Below are 18,340 nucleotides of genomic sequence, written 5' to 3' on the forward strand. Positions count from 1 at the left end.
TCATTTACACTACTTTTCTATTATGCCAGTGATTGCGCATAATGTGAAGCATACGCCAACGCTTCATTTAATTTCGAAACATCTTTCCCACCTGCTTGGGCCATGTCCGGGCGTCCGCCGCCGCCGCCGCCGCAACGTGTCGCGACTTCTTTAATCAGCTTCCCAGCATGATAGCCTTGGTCAATCAAGTCTTTTGAGACGCTTGCGACAAGGTTGACTTTGTCTCCTTGTGCACTACCAAGAACGATGATTGCTGACTCGAGTGAACCTTTCAGTTCATCCATCATCCCGCGTAATGCATCCATATCAGACACATCAACACGTTTCGAAAGGACATGAACGCCATTGATGAGTTCAACGTCGTCTTTGAGTGAGGCCGCTTCAATATTGGATAGTTTTGCTTGTAGTGATTCGTTTGCGCGTTCTGTCTCACGCAATTGAACTTGTAAGGCTTCAATCCGGCCTGGAACTTCCGTCGTTTTCGTCTTCAGGACACGTGCTGCTTGTTCGAGCGTTTCAAGGTGTCCATTCATGACACGATAAGCGCCAGCGCCTGTCACGGCTTCAATCCGACGTGTCCCAGCTCCGATTCCTGATTCAGAAACGATTTTAAAGAGACCGATTTCAGCCGTATTCTTGACATGGATTCCACCACATAGTTCGATCGAATACGTTCCTGCCGATACGACACGGACCGTCTCGCCGTATTTTTCGCCGAACAATGCCATCGCACCTTTTGCTTTTGCGTCGGCAATGTTCATTTCTTCGATGTCAACTGCAAGTGATGCCCAGATTGCCTGATTGACATCTTGTTCAATCGTTTTCAGTTCGTCTGCTGTGACTGCACCAAAATGAGAGAAGTCAAAGCGGAGACGGTCTGCTGACACGAGTGATCCTGCTTGATTGACATGCGTTCCGAGCGTATCTTTTAGTGCTTTATGCAACAAGTGGGTTGCTGTATGGTTTTTCGTAATGGCTTTACGTGCTGCCCCTTCCACTTCTGCAACAACGTCAGCGTCTGCGAGTACAATCCCCGTCCGAACGATGACTGTATGCAAGTTCTGACCGTTTGGTGCTTTTTGAACGTCTTTGACGTCTAAGATGAAATCTTTTCCTTCAATCGTTCCCGTATCCGCCACTTCCCCACCACTTTCCGCATAAAACGGTGTGATGTCTAAGATGACTTGTGCTTCTTCTCCTGCTGCGACTTCTGTCACGCGCTCACCAGCATGAAGCAATGCGACGATTGTTGCATCTGTCTTCAAGTCCGTATAGCCGATGAATTTGCTTTCCACTGTCAATGTCGCAAGCACTTCCGACTGTTGTTGCATCGATCCGCCATCTTCGCGTGCGGCACGAGCCCGCTTGCGTTGCTCATCCATCGCCCGTTTGAAGCCTTCTTCGTCAACTGCCATCTGATGATCTTCTGCGTATTCAACCGTGAGTTCGAGTGGGAAACCATACGTATCATAAAGACGGAATGCATCTTCACCACTAATCGTATGTTCGCCGTTCTTTTTAGCGTTTTGTGCGACGGTGTTCAAAATCAACAATCCGTCATGGAGTGTCTCATGGAAACGTTCTTCCTCATTTTTGATGACACGTTTGATGAAGTCTGCCTTTTCCGGAACTTGTGGGTAGAAATCGACCATGACACTACCGACCGTATCCACGAGTTCGTACATGAACGGACGTTCGATGCCAAGCATCTTCGCATAGCGGACTGCCCGGCGAAGTAAACGACGGAGGACATACCCGCGTCCTTCGTTTGAAGGCAATGCGCCGTCCCCGATCGCAAACGAAACCGTCCGGATGTGGTCTGCGATGACTTTGAACGCGACATCTAGTTTCGAATCTTCCCGGTATTTTTTACCGCTGATTTCTTCCGTCTTATGAATGATCGGCATGAATAAGTCTGTATCGAAGTTCGTCGGCACGTCTTGTAAGACACTTGCCATCCGTTCAAGACCCATTCCTGTATCGATGTTTTTACGTGGAAGTTCTGTGTAGTTCCCGTTCCCATCATGGTTGTACTGACTGAAAACGATGTTCCAGATTTCAAGGTAACGTTCATTTTCGCCACCCGGGTACAGTTCTGAATCATTCGGGTCGTCTCCAAAAGCCGGACCACGGTCAAAGAAAATTTCTGTGTTCGGACCAGATGGCCCTTCACCGATTTCCCAGAAGTTATCTTCTAACGGAATGATTCGTTCGGCCGGCACACCAAGTTCAAGCCAGATTTGGCGTGCAGCATCGTCTTCCGGGTGGATCGTCACGGACAAGAAGTCTGGATCAAGTCCATACCATTCGTCACTCGTCAACAATTCCCAACCCCATTTGATTGCATCTTCGCGGAAGTAATCACCGACGGAGAAGTTACCGAGCATTTCGAAGAAAGTATGGTGACGGGCTGTTTTCCCGACATTTTCAATATCATTCGTCCGAATGGATTTTTGTGCATTGACGATGCGTGGATTGTCCGGGATGACGCGTCCATCAAAATATTTTTTTAAGGTCGCGACACCTGAGTTAATCCAAAGCAGTGTTGGATCTTCCACTGGTACGAGTGACGCACTCGGTTCGACAGCGTGGCCTTTCGTTTTGAAGAAATCGAGATACATCTGGCGGATTTGTGCGCCAGTCAACGGTTTTAATGGTTTCATCGAAAATACCCCCAATTAATTAGTAAGTTCATCCTGAACGCAAAAAAACGATGCATCATCCCCTAGGAAAGGGACGAAAGCATCGCTCTCGTGGTACCACCCTCGTTCGTAACATCCGCTGTTACGGATGTTACCTCGAAAAATCCAATAACGGGGATTAACCGCAAGTGTTTTCACTCGACTCAAGAAGGAGCTTCAAATGAGGCATCACGGAGCTGGTTGCAGCAAATCCATCTCTCTCTTCGTCATGATTGCCTCATTCTACTTATCTTCTATCAACGTTTTGCGTCCATTCATCTACCGTGATTATTACCTATCCGGCGTCTTCCGTCAAGTCTTTGTCGCACCACCGAGACGCTCAATCAAACGCGTCCGCCGGCGTGGTTCTTCTTCTTGCGAGGCCTTATGGAACGCCCGCGGGTCCCCGAACAACAACAAACTTGTTTTCGCCCGGGTCACGGCCGTATAAATCAAGTTTCTCGAATGCTTAAAAGCACCCGTAAAGAAAACCGGCATCAGAACGATTGGGAATTCAGACCCTTGGGCTTTATGGATCGTGATTGCATAGGCATGCGTGAACTGATCCCAATCACTGCGATTGTATTCGACTTCCGTCTGGTCAAAACGGGCGATGATCTTATCGACCTTATCAACGTTTTCTTTCGCAAAAAAGATATTAACGATTTCGCCGATGTCGCCGTTATAGACGTTTTCCTCTGCATTGTTGACGAGTTGCAGAATTTTATCCCCACTGCGGTACAGTCGATTCCCTTGCTTGACTTCGCGTTTCTTCGGCGCCTCCGGATTATAGACACTTTGTAAAACGAGATTAAGTTCATCAATTCCGACTTGTCCGCGGTACGTCGGGGCAAGGACTTGGACATCAAACTTCGAGTAGCCTTTCGCTAACGCTTTTTCAGCGAAGGCAGCGATGCCGCGTAACGATTCTTGTGGGGCAAGCGAATAAAAGCGGCGGTCCGATAACGGGGCTAACAAATCGGCTGATGTAACACGATTTTTCAAATCATGGGCCAGTCGTAAAATCGACGAATCTTCCGCCTGCCGGTGAACGACATTAAGTCGCACAACCGGGATTCCGTCCGTATCCATCAAATCAGCCAAAACTTGTCCCGGACCGACCGACGGCAATTGATCACGGTCACCAACGAACAAAATTTTCATCCCGTTCGGTACGGCACGAAGGAGACTCGACAACAGGTAGATATCAATCATCGATGACTCATCGATGATCAAAACTTTTCCGGTGATTGGTTGATCTTCATTCAATTGAAAATTTGATCCGTCGTATTTCAACAACCGATGGATTGTCATCGCCGGAACATCAGTCGCTTCAGACAATCGTTTTGCAGCACGCCCGGTCGGTGCGACGAGGACGTACGGATACACATCCCCTGATTTGACCTGACTTTTTTCAAGCGGCCAGTCATGGATTTCTTGTAAGGCATGTAAGATTCCTTTGATGACCGTCGTTTTCCCTGTTCCCGGTCCACCAGTCAAGACCATCAATGGTGCTTTAACTGCCAACTCAATCGCTTCTCGTTGTTGCGTCGCATACTCCATCCCGAATCGTTCTTCGAGCTGGCCGATGGCCGTTAAAATGGTCGCGACGTCGACTTCTTGTTCTGCTCCATTCGCCATGACACGTGCCAGTTCTTTTGCCGCCCTGACTTCAGCATAATAAATCGTTGGCAGATACAGACATCCTTCTTCTAGTTTCACTTTATCTTCCGTCAACAACAGCTCGATTGCTTGTTCAAGGCGTTCACCCGGGTCTTCACCTAACAGGCGGGGGGCGCGTTGCAACAACGAATCAATTGTCGCAAAGGCATGCCCTTCCCCTGCTTCTTGTTCGAGTATGTGCATCACGGACGCTGCAACACGTTCCGGATGAAGACCAACTAATCCGAGATGTGACGCAATTTGATCGGCTGTCTTAAACCCGATTCCGCTCACTTCGTACATCAAGGAATACGGGTTTTCACGAATCCGCACCATCGCGTCTCCTTCGTAGGCGGCATAGATTTTTGCGGCCAATTTCGGCGTGACGTCGAACGGCGCTAAAAACAACATCAATTGATCGACGCCATAAAGTGTTGCCAGACGACTAAAAATGACATCCGCTTGTTTTTGTTTTAATCCGGGTACCCGGTCAAGGGCCCGGCTGTCTTTTAAGATGACATCGATCGCATCTTCACCGAGTGCTTCGACGATATTTTTCGCTGTTTTCGGACCAATGCCGGTAAACGAACCATTCGTCAAAAAGCGGACTGCGGCATGTTTCGTCATCGGGACAGAGCGGCGAATCAACTCCGCCTTTAATTGTTTTCCGAACCGTGGATGGTCAATCAGTCGCCCGAATGCTTGATACGTGCCACCCAGTTCAATTCCGACACCGGTACCGGTAACGACGAGTTCCGTTTCTTTCAGTTCAAAGTTTTTTTCTTTTACAGCCATCAATACGATGGAATGCGCTTCTTCCTCGGAGGAGAAGAGCACACGTTTGACACGACCGACTACTTGATGGGGGTGCTCCATCACTCCACCTACTTTCTTGTACGATACGATTTCACTACGCTCTCATCATCATAGCATTCGTTTAAGCGATTTAAAATCAGGGAAAGTGAACTTCAACTAAAATTTGAATTGGAGGAAAAACTTGTGGAACGATTACCGATTGCTGGTTTATGTGAGTTAGTACTCGAAGTAGAAGATATGGAACGTGCCGTCAACTTTTGGCACGGAACGCTTGGCCTCCCTGTCGTCGAGCAGTGGGCCCCGGATGATGCGGAACCAAGTAAAGAACAAGCCGCTCAAGATGGCGTCTGGGCGACATGGCTCTACATCGGAGGCAATACCCGGCTCGGTCTTTGGCTGAAACGTGACTTTACGTTAGAAGAACGGACCGTCAAACGCCTCCCGGTCACGGAGTGGGATTCACTTTATGATGAAGGGGGCGAACACGTCCACTGTGCCTTTTACGTTGAAAAAGACCGATTCGACACGGCATTAAAGCTGTTACGTGAGGCTAACATCGACGTTAAGATTCGCGAATGGGATGAACAGGAGACGGCAAACGCCAAAGAATACTCTGCGTATTTTAAAGATACCGAACAAAACGTGATTGAACTCTACACAAAAAATATGGACGAAGCGTACAAAGATTTTTCTGGTCCACCGCAACGCGTCGTACGTGAAGTCGGAAACTAATGAACCGCCAATCTACTTACTTCGCCTGGCTATGCACTAAACGATTTTGAATCCTAAGAAGTTGTAAAAAAAATGGCCGACAATCCCGTGAAAAGTGGGATTGTCGGCCATTTTGATTGATGCAGGACGGAAACGTCCGCCGCACGGCTTGATGCTAATCTGACTTATGAGTCAGATCCATCATTGACTTCATTTTAACAAAGAGTCCATTTTCGCTTTCGCATCTTGTGCGAGCGTATGATTCGGCTGATATTCAAGAACCGTCTCAAGCTCTGTATAACACGCTTCTTGCTGACCGAGAAACGCGAGTGCGATTGCATAGTTATAGCGTGCGTCCGTGTGTGTTTCTTCTAACAATAAAACTTGTTCGAAAATTTCTGCCGCTTCTTCAATCTGTTCATTTTGCGCGAGTGCCAGTCCATATTGGAAGGCAATCTCGACGTCGACGCCGTTCAATTCCGTCGCTTGTTTTAAACGTGGAATTCCCCGAACAGGATCGCCGAGTTTTTGATATGTCAAACCAAGCATGAAATGCAGATCCGCGTCATCAAGTCCGTGGAGTAAGGCGAGCCGTAAGGCATCTTCCGCCTCGACGAGTTGCTCCGCTGCGAAGAACAATGCCCCTTTCGCATAGTGGGCACTAGCAAACGTTGGATCAATCGTGAGCGCTTTTTCATAAAAACGTAATGCCCGGTCCGCGTCATCCATCGATTGAAGCAACGTCCCCAAATTGACGTAAGCCGTCGGGTCATTCGGATTTTCTTCAATCGCATCGTTGAACGCTTGCGCCGCCAGTTCGTAATTTCCCGCTTCTAAATGTCTAAATCCTACTTCATTATAATTCATCGTGTTCTCTCCCTTATGCAAGATACGTGAGACGTTCGCCTGCTTTGTACGCTTCATCAATCGTTGCGCCACCTAAGCAGACATCACCATCATAAAAGACGACGGCTTGTCCCGGTGTGATGGCCCGTTGACGTTCGTCAAAGGCAACATCAAGGCGCCCATTTTCGAGCAAGCGGACCGTCACGCCTGAGTCTTCTTGACGGTAGCGGAACTTCGCCGTACAGCGGAATGTATCGCCGACTTTCAGTGGTGCCGTCCAGCTGATGTCTGACGCGTATAAGCCTTCCGAGTAAAGCAGTTCATTATGGAACCCTTGCTCGACGAACAAGACGTTATCCGCAAGATTTTTTCCGACGACGAACCAAGGTTCACCGTCCCCACCAATTCCTAGTCCATGGCGTTGACCCATCGTGTAATACATCAAACCGTCGTGACGTCCCATGACTTTCCCGTCGAGTGTCCGCATTTCACCTGGTTGTGCCGGGAGGTATTGGCTGAGGAATTGTTTAAAGTTCCGTTCACCGATGAAACAGATACCGGTCGAATCTTTTTTCTTCGCTGTCGCCAAGTTCGCTTCTTCCGCGATTTTCCGGACTTCTGATTTTTCCATGTGACCGATTGGGAACATCGCTTTCGCAATTTGGTCTTGTGACAGTTGGTTCAAGAAATACGTTTGGTCTTTATTCGTATCGACGCCACGGAGTAACTTGTGTTCTCCGTCTTCATAGACCGCACGCGCATAATGACCGGTCGCGACAAAATCCGCGCCGAGACGCATCGCGTGATCGAGGAACGCTTTGAACTTGATTTCCTTGTTACACATGACATCCGGATTCGGTGTCCGACCCAGTTTATATTCATTCAAGAAATACGTGAACACTTTGTCCCAGTATTCTTTTTCGAAGTTGACCGCATAGTACGGGATGCCGATCTGATTGGCGACCGCAATCACGTCCTCATAGTCTTCCGTCGCTGTACAAAAACCGTCTTCATCCGTATCATCCCAGTTTTTCATGAAGATTCCGATGACGTTGTACCCTTGTTCTTTCAGCAAGTGTGCCGTGACGGACGAGTCGACGCCGCCAGACATCCCGACGACGACCGTCGTCTCACTTGGTGCTTTTGCTCTTGTATTCATTGCTTTCACCTCTTATTTGTTCTGAAACGATTTTACGACATCTATCAATCCTTGTGCGAGTAGTTCGACTTGCCCGACATCATTGCCCCGTCCGAAACTAATTCGGACCGATTGACGTGTCCGGTCATTTTCACCGTACATCGCAGACAACACGTGCGATGGTTCAATTGAACCTGCCGTGCAGGCACTTCCGCTCGAGACGGCAATGCCGCGCATATCGAGCATGATTAAAAACGGTTCAATCTCGACGCGTGGGAAATAGAGGTTGACGATATGCGGCAATCCTTGAACCCCATTTAATTCATAAGAAATCGAAGCCGCATCGAGTCGTTCAAGTAACAGACGACGCAAGTCTTCCGTCTGTTTCTTCCGCGTGTCGCGTTCCACTACGTTCAGTTCGACTGCTTTCGCGAAACCAACGATTCCGGCAACATTCTCCGTTCCTGCCCGACGTTTCCGCTCTTGTTCGCCGCCGTACGACTGCGCTGCTAACTGGACGCCCGTCCGGACATACAACATGCCGACACCTTTCGGTCCATTGATCTTATGGCTCGATGCCGACAATAAGTCGATGTTGCATGCTTCGACATCAAGCTTCATTTTTCCGAACACTTGCACGGCGTCCGTATGAAACAGGATCTTACGTTTGCGTAAAAGTCGGCCCATCTCAGCAATCGGTTGCAGTGTCCCGACTTCATTGTTTCCGGTCATGACCGATACGAGAATCGTATCCGGACGAAGTGCTGCCGCAAGTGCTTCGACCGTGACGACGCCCGTCTCTGGAACTTCTAAATAGGTCACGTCAAATCCACGTTTTTCGAGTTCCTCGAACGCATGCAATACGGCATGGTGTTCAAAACGTGTCGTAATCACGTGGCGCCCTTGTGTTTGATATTTCATCGCTGCTCCAAGAATGGCGTAGTTATCCGACTCCGTCCCGCCTGCCGTGAATATGATTTCGTTCGGTTTTGCCTCTAACTCACTCGCGATCGTCCGGCGTGACGCGTCAATCGCTGCCCGGCCCGAACGACCGAACGCGTGGACGCTCGACGGATTTCCGAATTGCTCGAGCATATAGGGTGTCATCGCTTGAAGTACATCAGGGTGCATCGGCGTTGTCGCCGCATGATCAAAATACATCATTTCGTCTCACCTTTCATATATAGAACATATATCCTGTATCATCATCTTCCGCTAAGTCTTTTAACGTCGTCGAATCAAGGACTTGATCGACCGCACTTTGGATTTTATCCCATAACTTACGTTTCGTCACTTCGTCACAGTTATCCCCTTCGACGACGACGAGTGGTCCTTCAAGCAAACGGATGATATCGCCTGCCGTGATTTCTTCTGCTTTACGACCTAACTTATAACCGCCGTAAGCGCCACGGACACTTTTGACGAGTCCACCATTCCGGAGTGGGGCAATCAATTGCTCCAAATAATGCTCCGACAAATTGTACATCTGGGCGATTTTCTTTAAGGATAACGGCTTTTGCTCGCCTCCTTTGGCGAGTGCAATCATGATTGTCAGACCGTAACGGCCTTTCGTCGAGATTTTCATCATGCGAAATAACATCCTTTCTAGTATAGTAGGAGCTGAATCCACGTGGAAAGAAGGAACGCTACCTATGGCTAATTTATTTGAATCAAAATATCCCGCTGGACCGCTCGCCAATCGGATGCGTCCTCAGTCACTGGACGAAATCGTCGGTCAACGGCATTTGATTGGGGAGACAACACTTTTACGTCGTGCCATTCTTGCCGATCGACTCGGAACGGTCATCTTTTACGGACCACCGGGAACCGGAAAAACGACACTGGCGCGTGTCATCTCGAGCTATACGAAGTCGGCTTTCGAACAGTTGAACGCCGTCACCGCAAAACTGGATCAATTACGCGATGTCTTGAAGGCGGCAGAATCTCGTCTACAGTTCGATGATCAAAAAACCATCCTCTTCTTAGATGAAATTCATCGTTTCAATAAAATGCAACAAGATGCATTATTACCGGCTCTTGAAGCGGGTACGATCACCTTGATTGGGGCGACGACAGAAAATCCGAGTTTTGAGGTCAATGCCGCCTTACTTTCCCGGGCGACCGTTTTTCGGTTCGAGCCCCCAACTGCAGACGATTTACGTGTCGTTCTCAACCGGACTTTACAAGATAAAGAACGTGGTCTTGGAAAATATCCGATTTCGATTACAGAAGAAGCAATCGACCACTATGTCAAACTATCTGACGGCGATTATCGCGCCTTACTAAATGCACTTGAACTCGCTGTCTTGACGACACCGGAAGTTGACGGTGAAATCACAATCGACCTCGCCGTCGCCGAAGAATCGATTCAGCAAAAAGCATTAAAATACGATAAAGATGGCGATCGCCATTATGACGTCATTTCCGCCTTTATTAAGTCCATCCGCGGATCCGATCCGGACGCTGCCCTCTACTGGCTCGCCGTCATGATTGAAGCGGGTGAAAGTCCACGGTTCATCGTCAGACGGCTCTATGTCCATGCTGCGGAAGACATCGGTTTATCAGATCCTCAAGCCTTGTTGATCGTTGATGCTTGTGCACGTGCCTGTGAATACGTCGGGTTCCCGGAAGCACGCATTCCGCTCGCTGAAACGGTGCTGTACTTAGCGACGGCACCCAAATCAAATACGGTCATCACAGCGATTGATAAAGCACTCGCCCTCGTCCGTCGCTCGGACGGAGGACCTGTTCCGCCCCATCTCCGTGACGCCCATCATCCCGGTGCAGAAGGACTCGGAAACGGTGTCGCCTACCAATACCCGCATCAGTTCCCGCACGCCTATGTCAAACAAAACTATTGGCCGGAGAACTTAGCACGGACGAAACCCGTCTTTTATGAACCGAGTCCACGCGGCTTCGAGAAACAGCTCCAGGCCCGACTCGAATTTTGGAAAAAACAGCCGTAACGAATCAATATGCGAAAAAGCGACCGAAGTGGTCGCTTTTTTTAACGGACGCGCTCGATCGTAACCCCTGCTTCCCGAACAATCTCATTGATGACATGACTCGCTGCAATCAATCCACCCACCGAAGGAACAAATGCGTTCGAACTGGGTGGCATCTTCGCTTTTCGAATGACCGCTTCATCATTTCCGACGACTTGACGCACTTCTTCGATGATTTTGACGGGTGGTTCATCCGAGAAGACGACAGGAACGCCTTTATGGATGCCTTCCTTGCGTAAACGTGTCCGGATGACTTTTGCTAATGGATCATACGTCGTATCTTTGATGTCAACGATCTTAATCCGCGTCGGATCCATTTTATTAGCCATCCCCATGCTCGAGATGATAGGAATGTTGCGCCGTTTACACTCTTTAATCAAATGAATTTTGAACGATACGGTATCTGACGCATCGATGACGTAGTCTGGTTGTTGGTCAAAAAAGGATTCGTACGTTTCTTCATTGTAGAACATCTTTAGGCGGACGATTTCTAGATCGGGATTGATTAACATCAACCGATCTGCCATCGCATCGACCTTCGGTTGTCCGACGGTCGGAAGCAAGGCGTGGATTTGCCGGTTGACGTTCGTGATATCGATATCATCCTTATCGACGAGAATCAATCGTCCGACACCGCTTCGTGCTAGTGCTTCTGCCGAAAACGATCCGACACCACCGATTCCTAAGATGGCGACAGACTTTGATGCCAATGCCTCAAGTCCCATCTTACCGATTGCTAGTTCATTACGTGAAAATTGATGTAACATGTCTCTAACCTCACAATTCTCATACTGTTTTACTCGGAATTATATCATAAAAAAAAACGTCATGCGACGTGTCTTTTTTAAAGAAGCTTTTTTAATTTTAATAAAAAGACGATGGGACCCGAAGTGCCGTGTCGATACCTTATTTTGAACCTGCTGTGCAGGTGGGTGTCTTATCCGATTCCTATTCGTACGTCCTCCTGCTGTGTTACGAGGCATGTACTACTAGTTGGAACGTCAAACTCCCTATCAAAAAAGAGTGGCTCAAAGATAAAAGGCGGCTCTCGTACATTTCAGGAACCCCATCTGTTGCATTTAATATAGCATTCCCCTTATCGAAAAGCAACTGGTTCTGCCTCTGAAAATTTGGTCATTTTTCAGTCATTTCACTTGACAACCAGCGTCGGATAAATGCTCTGTTCGGATCATATGTTTGTTGTTGAAATTCAGGATTAAACCGGGGTGTCCGGGTCGCATTTCCGACACCTGCGATATATGCCCAGTTACCGTAATTGGAGGCAACGTCGTAATCAATCAATTGCTGTTCAAAGTATCGTGCACCGATGCGCCAATCCTGCTTCAAGTCGTGAATCAGATAACTGGCGGTAATTTGACGTCCGCGGTTCGACATCCAACCGGTCTCCTTGATTTCCCGCATGAAGGCATCGACAAACGGTTCTCCCGTCTGTCCGGCCATCCAGGAATCGATTGCCGCCTGATTCGTCTTCCATGTCAAGCGACCGTCCTTTAAACCGTTCGGACGAAACAGCCGGTGTCCCGTCTCGCGCATCGTCAAATGGAAGAAATCACGCCACAATAATTCAAAGTATAACCAGTAAGTCGATTCATTCGCACCGTATTCCCGTTCCACCCGTTGCAGTTCTGCCATGACCCGTCGCGGAGACAGTGAACCGTTGGCAAGCCAGGCGGAGAGTTTGGAAGAATCATCAACGTTAAAGCCGTTCCGTGTTTCTTTGTAGGTGAAAATCGGCTGTTCCAGATACGCTGTTAACCGGTCCCGGCCGGCCGCCTCGCCTCCCATGAACGGGAACGCGGTTCGCGGGTCATAACCGGCTCTCGTTTGCTGCGGTTCGATATACCGTACGTTTCCGGGTGCTTCGATCGGCTCCGCGAACCGGCCACCGTGTTCGACTCTTTTCCGGAAGGCCGTAAAAACACGTTTCAGTTCGTCACTGCCGATATCTTCCCGGAGATGGAGCGTCTGGGTCTCGTACATCCGCGTCGTAAAACGCTGCTGTACTTCGTTTTCCTGTCGTGCTTCGTATTCACCCGTCATCCGGTGAAAATAAACGACGTCTTCCGGTTGAATGAACGATGTCAGTTGTTCAACCGTCTCCCCTTGTAATATTGTCAGTTCGATGCCGAGTTGCCCTAAATGATTGCGTAAGGCATGTAATGTCTCTTGCTCAAAGATGACTTGTTGCTGTCCCCGTTGTCCCCTCTCTTGTTGAATGAAGACTGCCCGAACCTCGCCTTGCTTAGCACAGGCTTGCGTCAACGCTTCATGATCGTCGACCCGTAAATCATTTCGATACCAAACGACTCCTGCCATGTCACTCAACTCCTTTGTTATCTCTTACCCGTACTATCTCAATCTTCTTCCATCCTGCAAATGATTAATGTGCCGAAAAGGTTTCATCTTTTTGTTTTCGTGGAATATAATTAATACAAAACGCAGTAAGGAGTGACAGACCGATGGCTAAAAAAGGTAAATTAAGAACGTTGATTACGCTCGCGACGACAGTCGGACCAATCGTCTATAAATTTTACAAACAACAACAAGCTAAAAAAACAACGAACACACCTAAATAAAGCAACAAGACGCGATGGACCCCTTTGGTCCTCGCGTCTTTTTTTGTCGTTACTTTTTGCTGACACCGTGACTCCCTGCTTCATAAAACCGCCACGGATAGTGTGTTGCTTCACCGGCATTCGGAATCCCGACTCGTGTCGTCTCGACGATTTGTCCGGATGGGCCCGCAACGAGTCGAAACCGTTCTTGGTACAAATCTTCACCCGACTCAGCAGTCGTTAACCCGAAAGCCTGACAGAGCTTTGCCGGTCCATTGACTAAGTTTTTTTGTTGTGCTTTCGTCAGTTCCTGATAAGATGTCTGAAATCGTCGATTGGCAACGATGTCGTGACCCGAAAGGATTTCCGCCCCACGCAGTAAGACGGCGTACCCTTGCCCGACTTCACCACAGACGAAATTTAAGCAGTGATGCATGCCATAGGTGAAGTAGACATAGAGATGACCCGCTTCACCGAACATCGGTGCCGTCCGCTTCGTCGGGCGTCCACTATAAGAATGTGCTGCTTGATCGTGTGGTCCGAGATACGCTTCAACCTCGACGATTCGCATCGTGACGTCATCAACCGTCAGTATACTTCCAATCACTTCTTTCCCGACGTCAAGCGGTGACCGTTCAAAAAATGAGCGTTCCATTTCGATTCCCTCCTCATAAAACATCTTGCAGACAAACCTGCCTTTAGATTGTGATGTTCCTATCTGTTTTGCCGCTCTTTTCTTTCTTAGAAAAACAGACTCCCTTCCAAAAGAGGAAGAAAGTCTGTTCAGCGTGTTTACAAACGATTAAGAAGCGTAAACATGCGGTACCAAGACATATTTTGCTCTAAACCGTCTACATGACTGGATTTCCCTCACGGTATGATCTAAAAAGCGTCACGTTTCGTTGACTCCTACGGGAAAAGTGCGTTTTTAACGCACGTTCAGAGGCAGGCAAGACCCTGCTCATTGTCCGAGGACCAAGGAGCAACGGCTTGCGCCTCGCCCGAGGAAAGCAACGAAAACAGACGCTTGATCTCCTGATAGCACGTTGTCTACAATCTGAACAGACTCCCTTCCAAAAGAGGAAGAAAGTCTGTTGTACCGATTATTGTTTAACGGCCGTCCGGATCGACAATTCATTTAATTGTGCGTCCGAGACCGGGCTTGGTGCTGCTGTCAACAAGTCGCTCGCTGACGCCGTTTTCGGGAACGCAATCGTATCGCGTAAATTCGTCCGTCCTGCGAGTAACATGATCAGACGGTCAAGACCGAGTGCGATACCGGCGTGCGGCGGTGTACCGTATTCAAAGGCTTCCATTAAGAATCCGAACTGTTCGTTCGCCTCTTCTTCCGTGAAACCAAGCAATTTGAACATCCGCTCTTGGATATCACGTTCGTAAATCCGTTGCGATCCGCCACCGAGCTCATACCCGTTCAAGACAAGGTCATAGGCGACAGCAAGGACGCTACCCGGGTCTGTTTCAAGTTTGTCGAGATCTTCGCGTCGTGGCATCGTGAATGGGTGGTGATTCGCATAGAAACGGCCGTCTTCTTCTTCGAACGTCACGAGCGGGAAGTCTGTCACCCAGAGGAAATTGAAGACCGACTCGTCAATCAAACCAAGTTCTTTCGCCAATTTCTGACGAAGTGCACCAAGGCTATCCGCGACGATTGACGCTTTTGCTGCGACGAAGACGAGTAAGTCGCCTGCTTCTGCCTCTGTCGCTGCGACGAGACGCGCAGCGGCTGCTTCGTCAAAGAATTTGGCAATTGGTCCGTTTAAGCCGTCAGGAGTCACTTTGACCCAAGCAAGACCTTTCGCACCATAAATTGCCGTGAACTCTTGTAATTTATCGATGTCTTTGCGTGAGAAGTTGTCCGCTGCACCTTTGACGTTCAACGCTTTAACTTCGCCACCCGCTTCAAGCGCCATGTCGAAGACTTTAAAGCCTGCGCCTTTGACGGCTTCCGCAACATCAATCAGTTCGAGACCGAAGCGTGTATCCGGTTTATCCGAACCGAACCGGCTCATCGCTTCTGCATATGGCATCCGTGGGAACGGTGTTGTGATGTCTTTTCCGAGTGTTTCTTTCATGACTCGTGTCATCATCGACTCCATCATCGCATACAAGTCTTCAACGTCCATGAAGCTCGTCTCGATATCAACTTGCGTGAACTCCGGCTGACGGTCTGCCCGTAAATCTTCGTCACGGAAACACCGTGCGATTTGGAAGTAACGTTCAAAACCAGACACCATCAATAACTGTTTAAACAACTGTGGTGATTGTGGTAACGCATAGAATTCACCCGGGTGGACACGGCTTGGTACGAGATAGTCACGCGCGCCTTCCGGTGTCGACTTCGTCAAAATCGGTGTTTCGACCTCAAGGAAGTCTTGCTCGTCAAGGAAGTTCCGCATGATGTTCGAAGCTTTCGAACGGAGACGGAATGTCTCTTGGAGCGACGGACGACGTAAATCAAGGTAGCGGTACTTCAAACGAAGATCTTCAGACGTTTGCTCTGCTTCCTCACTGATTGGGAATGGCGTCATTTTTGAAGCGTTCAAAATGACGACTTCGTCCGCAACGACTTCAACGAGCCCTGTCGGAATGTTTGGATTCGGATTTTCACGTTGTACGACTTTCCCTTTAATATCAAGCACGTACTCGGAACGAATCGATTCTGCTAGACGGTGGGCTTGTTCGTTTTCCGGTTGGAAGACGACTTGGACGATTCCCGTCCGGTCGCGAAGATCGAGGAAAATCAAGCCCCCGAGGTCACGTCGTTTTTGAACCCATCCTTTTAGCTGGACGGATTGTCCGATGACATCTTCCGTCACGTGTCCATTCATATGTGTGCGTCCGATCATTGTGTTGCCTCCTTTAATTTTGCGACGATCGTATCTGCGACCGCCGACAAGGGAACATCTGTCTGTTCGCCTGTCTCCATGTTTTTTAATGCTGCGGCACCACGCTCGACTTCTTCATCACCGAGTATGACCGTATACCGCGCCTTCATCCGGTCCGCTGCCTTGAACTGCCCTTTAAACTTCCGTCCGAGATAATCACGGTCTGCCGTGAGTCCTTCGAGACGCATCAATTGGAGAAGGCGTGTCGCTGTTTTTTCGACTTCTTCATTGCCTTGGGCGACGATGAAGACATCGATCGCTTCGTCGATTTCCGGCAAGACTTGTTCATTCTCAAGTGCCATCAAGAGGCGCTCGATTCCGATCCCAAATCCGATCCCCGGCGTCGCAGGACCACCGATTTGTTCGACGAGTCCGTTATAACGTCCCCCGCCGCAAAGCGTCGTAATCGCACCGAAACCTTCTGCCTCGGACATGATTTCAAATGACGTGTGGTTGTAATAGTCGAGACCACGGACGAGTGTCGGATCGATGACGTACTCGATGCCTAACGCATCAAGGTGCGACAAGACTTGATCGAAGTAATCTTTCGATGACGCGTTCAAGAAATCGAGAATCGATGGTGCCGTCGCCATACTCGGGTGATTCCGGTCGACTTTACAGTCAAGGACCCGCAACGGATTTGCTTCCAAGCGGTTTTGACAATCTTGACACAGTTCGTGTGCGACCGGCTTGAAGTGATTGACGAGTGCTTCGCGGTGTGCGGCACGACTTTCACTGTCACCAAGCGAGTTGATGACGAGTTTTAATTGCTTCAGACCAAACGACCGGTAGATGCTCATCGCGAGACTGATGACTTCCGCATCGATCGCCGGTTCTTCACTGCCAAGTGCTTCGACGCCATATTGGTGGAGCTGGCGGAAACGTCCTGCTTGCGGCCGCTCATAACGGAACATCGGTCCAATGTAGAACAATTTTGTCGGCTGGTTCGGCGCCCCGTAGAGTTTGTTCGTAACGAATGAACGCACGACCGCCGCCGTCCCTTCCGGACGAAGTGTAAATTGATCTTTCCCACGTTTTTCGAGCATGAACATTTCTTTTTGAACGATGTCGGTCGTTTCTCCGACACCCCGTTTGAAGAGTTCTGTTTCTTCAAAGATTGGTGTCCGAATTTCTTTATAGTTGTATCGTTTACTGATCTCACGTAATTGATTTTCGATATACTGCCAGCGTTCAACCGTCCCTGGAAGGATATCAAACGTACCGCGTGGTAATTTCATCCTAATTCCTCCTTAAAAATGAATACAAAAAAGTCCTCGTCCGCAAAGGGACGAGAACTTGAAGATCCCGTGGTACCACCCTGGTTGCTGAAAAAATCAGCCACTCGGTGCAGTTAACGCCTGCTTACGATTTTCCCTACTGCAGTGTTCAGGAAAATACCTCGGAAGGGTCTTTCACCCAGTTCATCTGATCACCCTTTCAGCCAAGGGGCGACTCTCTAAGCAGACGAGGTCTTGGATTACTCCTCTTCGTCATCGGTTCTAAAATCGTTCTGTTACCATTTATATTGCATCGTTCCCGAAGTCCTGTCAAGACTTTGGTCACTTTTCTAAAATTAACGTGACCGGTCCGTCATTGATGAGGGCAATATCCATCATCGCACCAAACTGACCGGTTTCGACCGTAACCCCGTTCGAACGAAGCCGTGAGTTGAAGGCTTCATAAAGTTCGTTTGCAAGGTCCGGTTTCGCGGCTTCGGTAAATGCCGGACGCCGTCCTTTTTTGACGTCTCCGTATAACGTGAACTGGGAGACCGATAAAATTTTTCCGTCAACATCGTCGAGCGAACGATTCATCCGTTCTTCCTCATCCTCGAATACGCGTAGACCGGCAATTTTATCCGCTAACCAATGGACTTGATCGAGCGTGTCCTCATGCGTGACACCGACGAGCAATAAGAACCCTTGGTCGATTTGACCGATGACTGCCTCGTCAACCGTCACGCTCGCTTCTTTCACGCGTTGTAAAACGACTCGCATCC

14 protein-coding genes, 1 other RNA gene and 1 other annotated feature are annotated in these 18,340 nt (G+C 48.9%); of the genes, 2 read left to right on the forward strand and 13 right to left on the reverse strand.

Going from position 1 to position 18,340, the window contains the following annotated elements; translation table 11 throughout:
• Nucleotides 1-20 precede the first annotated feature (20 nt).
• Nucleotides 21-2,663: an alanine--tRNA ligase gene (alaS, locus tag KNQ04_RS00870; protein WP_214846693.1), complete on the reverse strand. Its 2,643-nt coding sequence runs from the start codon at nt 2,661-2,663 to the stop codon at nt 21-23.
• Nucleotides 2,664-2,993: 330 nt separating this feature from the next.
• Entirely contained in the window at nt 2,994-5,219 is a 2,226-nt protein-coding gene (gene recD2, locus KNQ04_RS00875; protein ID WP_214847371.1) for an SF1B family DNA helicase RecD2, read from the reverse strand.
• A gap of 123 nt (nt 5,220-5,342) precedes the next feature.
• On the opposite strand from recD2, the gene KNQ04_RS00880 reads away from it, so the two are divergent.
• On the forward strand, nt 5,343-5,891 hold the full coding sequence (locus KNQ04_RS00880; RefSeq protein ID WP_214846694.1) for a VOC family protein: 549 nt from the start codon (nt 5,343-5,345) through the stop codon (nt 5,889-5,891).
• A 189-nt stretch (nt 5,892-6,080) separates the two neighbouring features.
• On the opposite strand, the gene KNQ04_RS00885 is transcribed toward KNQ04_RS00880, so the two are convergent.
• From KNQ04_RS00885 to cymR, 4 genes are read right to left on the reverse strand one after another with little or no spacing between them, the layout of a single operon-like run.
• Nucleotides 6,081-6,794: a tetratricopeptide repeat protein gene (locus tag KNQ04_RS00885; RefSeq protein ID WP_251136839.1), complete on the reverse strand. Its 714-nt coding sequence runs from the start codon at nt 6,792-6,794 to the stop codon at nt 6,081-6,083.
• Nucleotides 6,751-7,875, reverse strand: coding sequence for a tRNA 2-thiouridine(34) synthase MnmA (mnmA, locus tag KNQ04_RS00890; RefSeq protein WP_214846695.1), 1,125 nt, complete (start codon nt 7,873-7,875; stop codon nt 6,751-6,753). Before mnmA ends, KNQ04_RS00885 begins: the two co-directional genes overlap by 44 nt.
• 12 nt (nt 7,876-7,887) lie before the next feature.
• Nucleotides 7,888-9,018: a cysteine desulfurase family protein gene (locus tag KNQ04_RS00895; protein ID WP_214846696.1), complete on the reverse strand. Its 1,131-nt coding sequence runs from the start codon at nt 9,016-9,018 to the stop codon at nt 7,888-7,890.
• 13 nt (nt 9,019-9,031) lie between these two features.
• Nucleotides 9,032-9,439: a cysteine metabolism transcriptional regulator CymR gene (gene cymR / locus KNQ04_RS00900; protein ID WP_029331024.1), complete on the reverse strand. Its 408-nt coding sequence runs from the start codon at nt 9,437-9,439 to the stop codon at nt 9,032-9,034.
• Nucleotides 9,440-9,506: 67 nt separating this feature from the next.
• Here cymR and KNQ04_RS00905 point away from each other — a divergent pair, with 67 nt between their 5' ends.
• A complete protein-coding gene (locus tag KNQ04_RS00905) occupies nt 9,507-10,820 on the forward strand; it encodes a replication-associated recombination protein A (protein WP_214846697.1) in 1,314 nt (437 codons plus the stop codon).
• A 41-nt stretch (nt 10,821-10,861) separates the two neighbouring features.
• Here KNQ04_RS00905 and KNQ04_RS00910 read toward each other — a convergent pair whose 3' ends face one another.
• The 7 genes from KNQ04_RS00910 to dtd form a co-directional block, all read right to left on the reverse strand.
• The gene (locus tag KNQ04_RS00910) at nt 10,862-11,626 is read right to left on the reverse strand and encodes a tRNA threonylcarbamoyladenosine dehydratase (protein WP_214846698.1); all 765 of its coding nucleotides are present in this window, start codon (nt 11,624-11,626) and stop codon (nt 10,862-10,864) included.
• 111 nt (nt 11,627-11,737) lie between these two features.
• Nucleotides 11,738-11,926, reverse strand: a non-coding RNA gene (ssrS, locus tag KNQ04_RS00915) — 6S RNA.
• 67 nt (nt 11,927-11,993) lie between these two features.
• Nucleotides 11,994-13,196 (reverse strand): DASH family cryptochrome, encoded by a 1,203-nt coding sequence (locus KNQ04_RS00920; protein ID WP_214846699.1) that lies wholly within the window; start codon nt 13,194-13,196, stop codon nt 11,994-11,996.
• A 309-nt stretch (nt 13,197-13,505) separates the two neighbouring features.
• Entirely contained in the window at nt 13,506-14,090 is a 585-nt protein-coding gene (locus tag KNQ04_RS00925) for a DNA-3-methyladenine glycosylase (RefSeq protein WP_214846701.1), read from the reverse strand.
• A 448-nt stretch (nt 14,091-14,538) separates the two neighbouring features.
• Nucleotides 14,539-16,302 (reverse strand): aspartate--tRNA ligase, encoded by a 1,764-nt coding sequence (aspS, locus tag KNQ04_RS00930; protein WP_214846703.1) that lies wholly within the window; start codon nt 16,300-16,302, stop codon nt 14,539-14,541.
• Entirely contained in the window at nt 16,299-17,579 is a 1,281-nt protein-coding gene (hisS, locus tag KNQ04_RS00935) for a histidine--tRNA ligase (RefSeq protein WP_251136810.1), read from the reverse strand. Before hisS ends, aspS begins: the two co-directional genes overlap by 4 nt.
• 43 nt (nt 17,580-17,622) lie before the next feature.
• Nucleotides 17,623-17,844 (reverse strand) — a binding site (T-box leader).
• A gap of 56 nt (nt 17,845-17,900) precedes the next feature.
• On the reverse strand, nt 17,901-18,338 hold the full coding sequence (gene dtd, locus KNQ04_RS00940) for a D-aminoacyl-tRNA deacylase (RefSeq protein ID WP_214846705.1): 438 nt from the start codon (nt 18,336-18,338) through the stop codon (nt 17,901-17,903).
• Between the last annotated feature and the right edge of the window lie 2 nt (nt 18,339-18,340).

Source organism: Exiguobacterium sp. s193, assembly GCF_018618755.1.
In the GTDB taxonomy this organism is placed as follows: Bacteria; Bacillota; Bacilli; order Exiguobacteriales; family Exiguobacteriaceae; genus Exiguobacterium_A.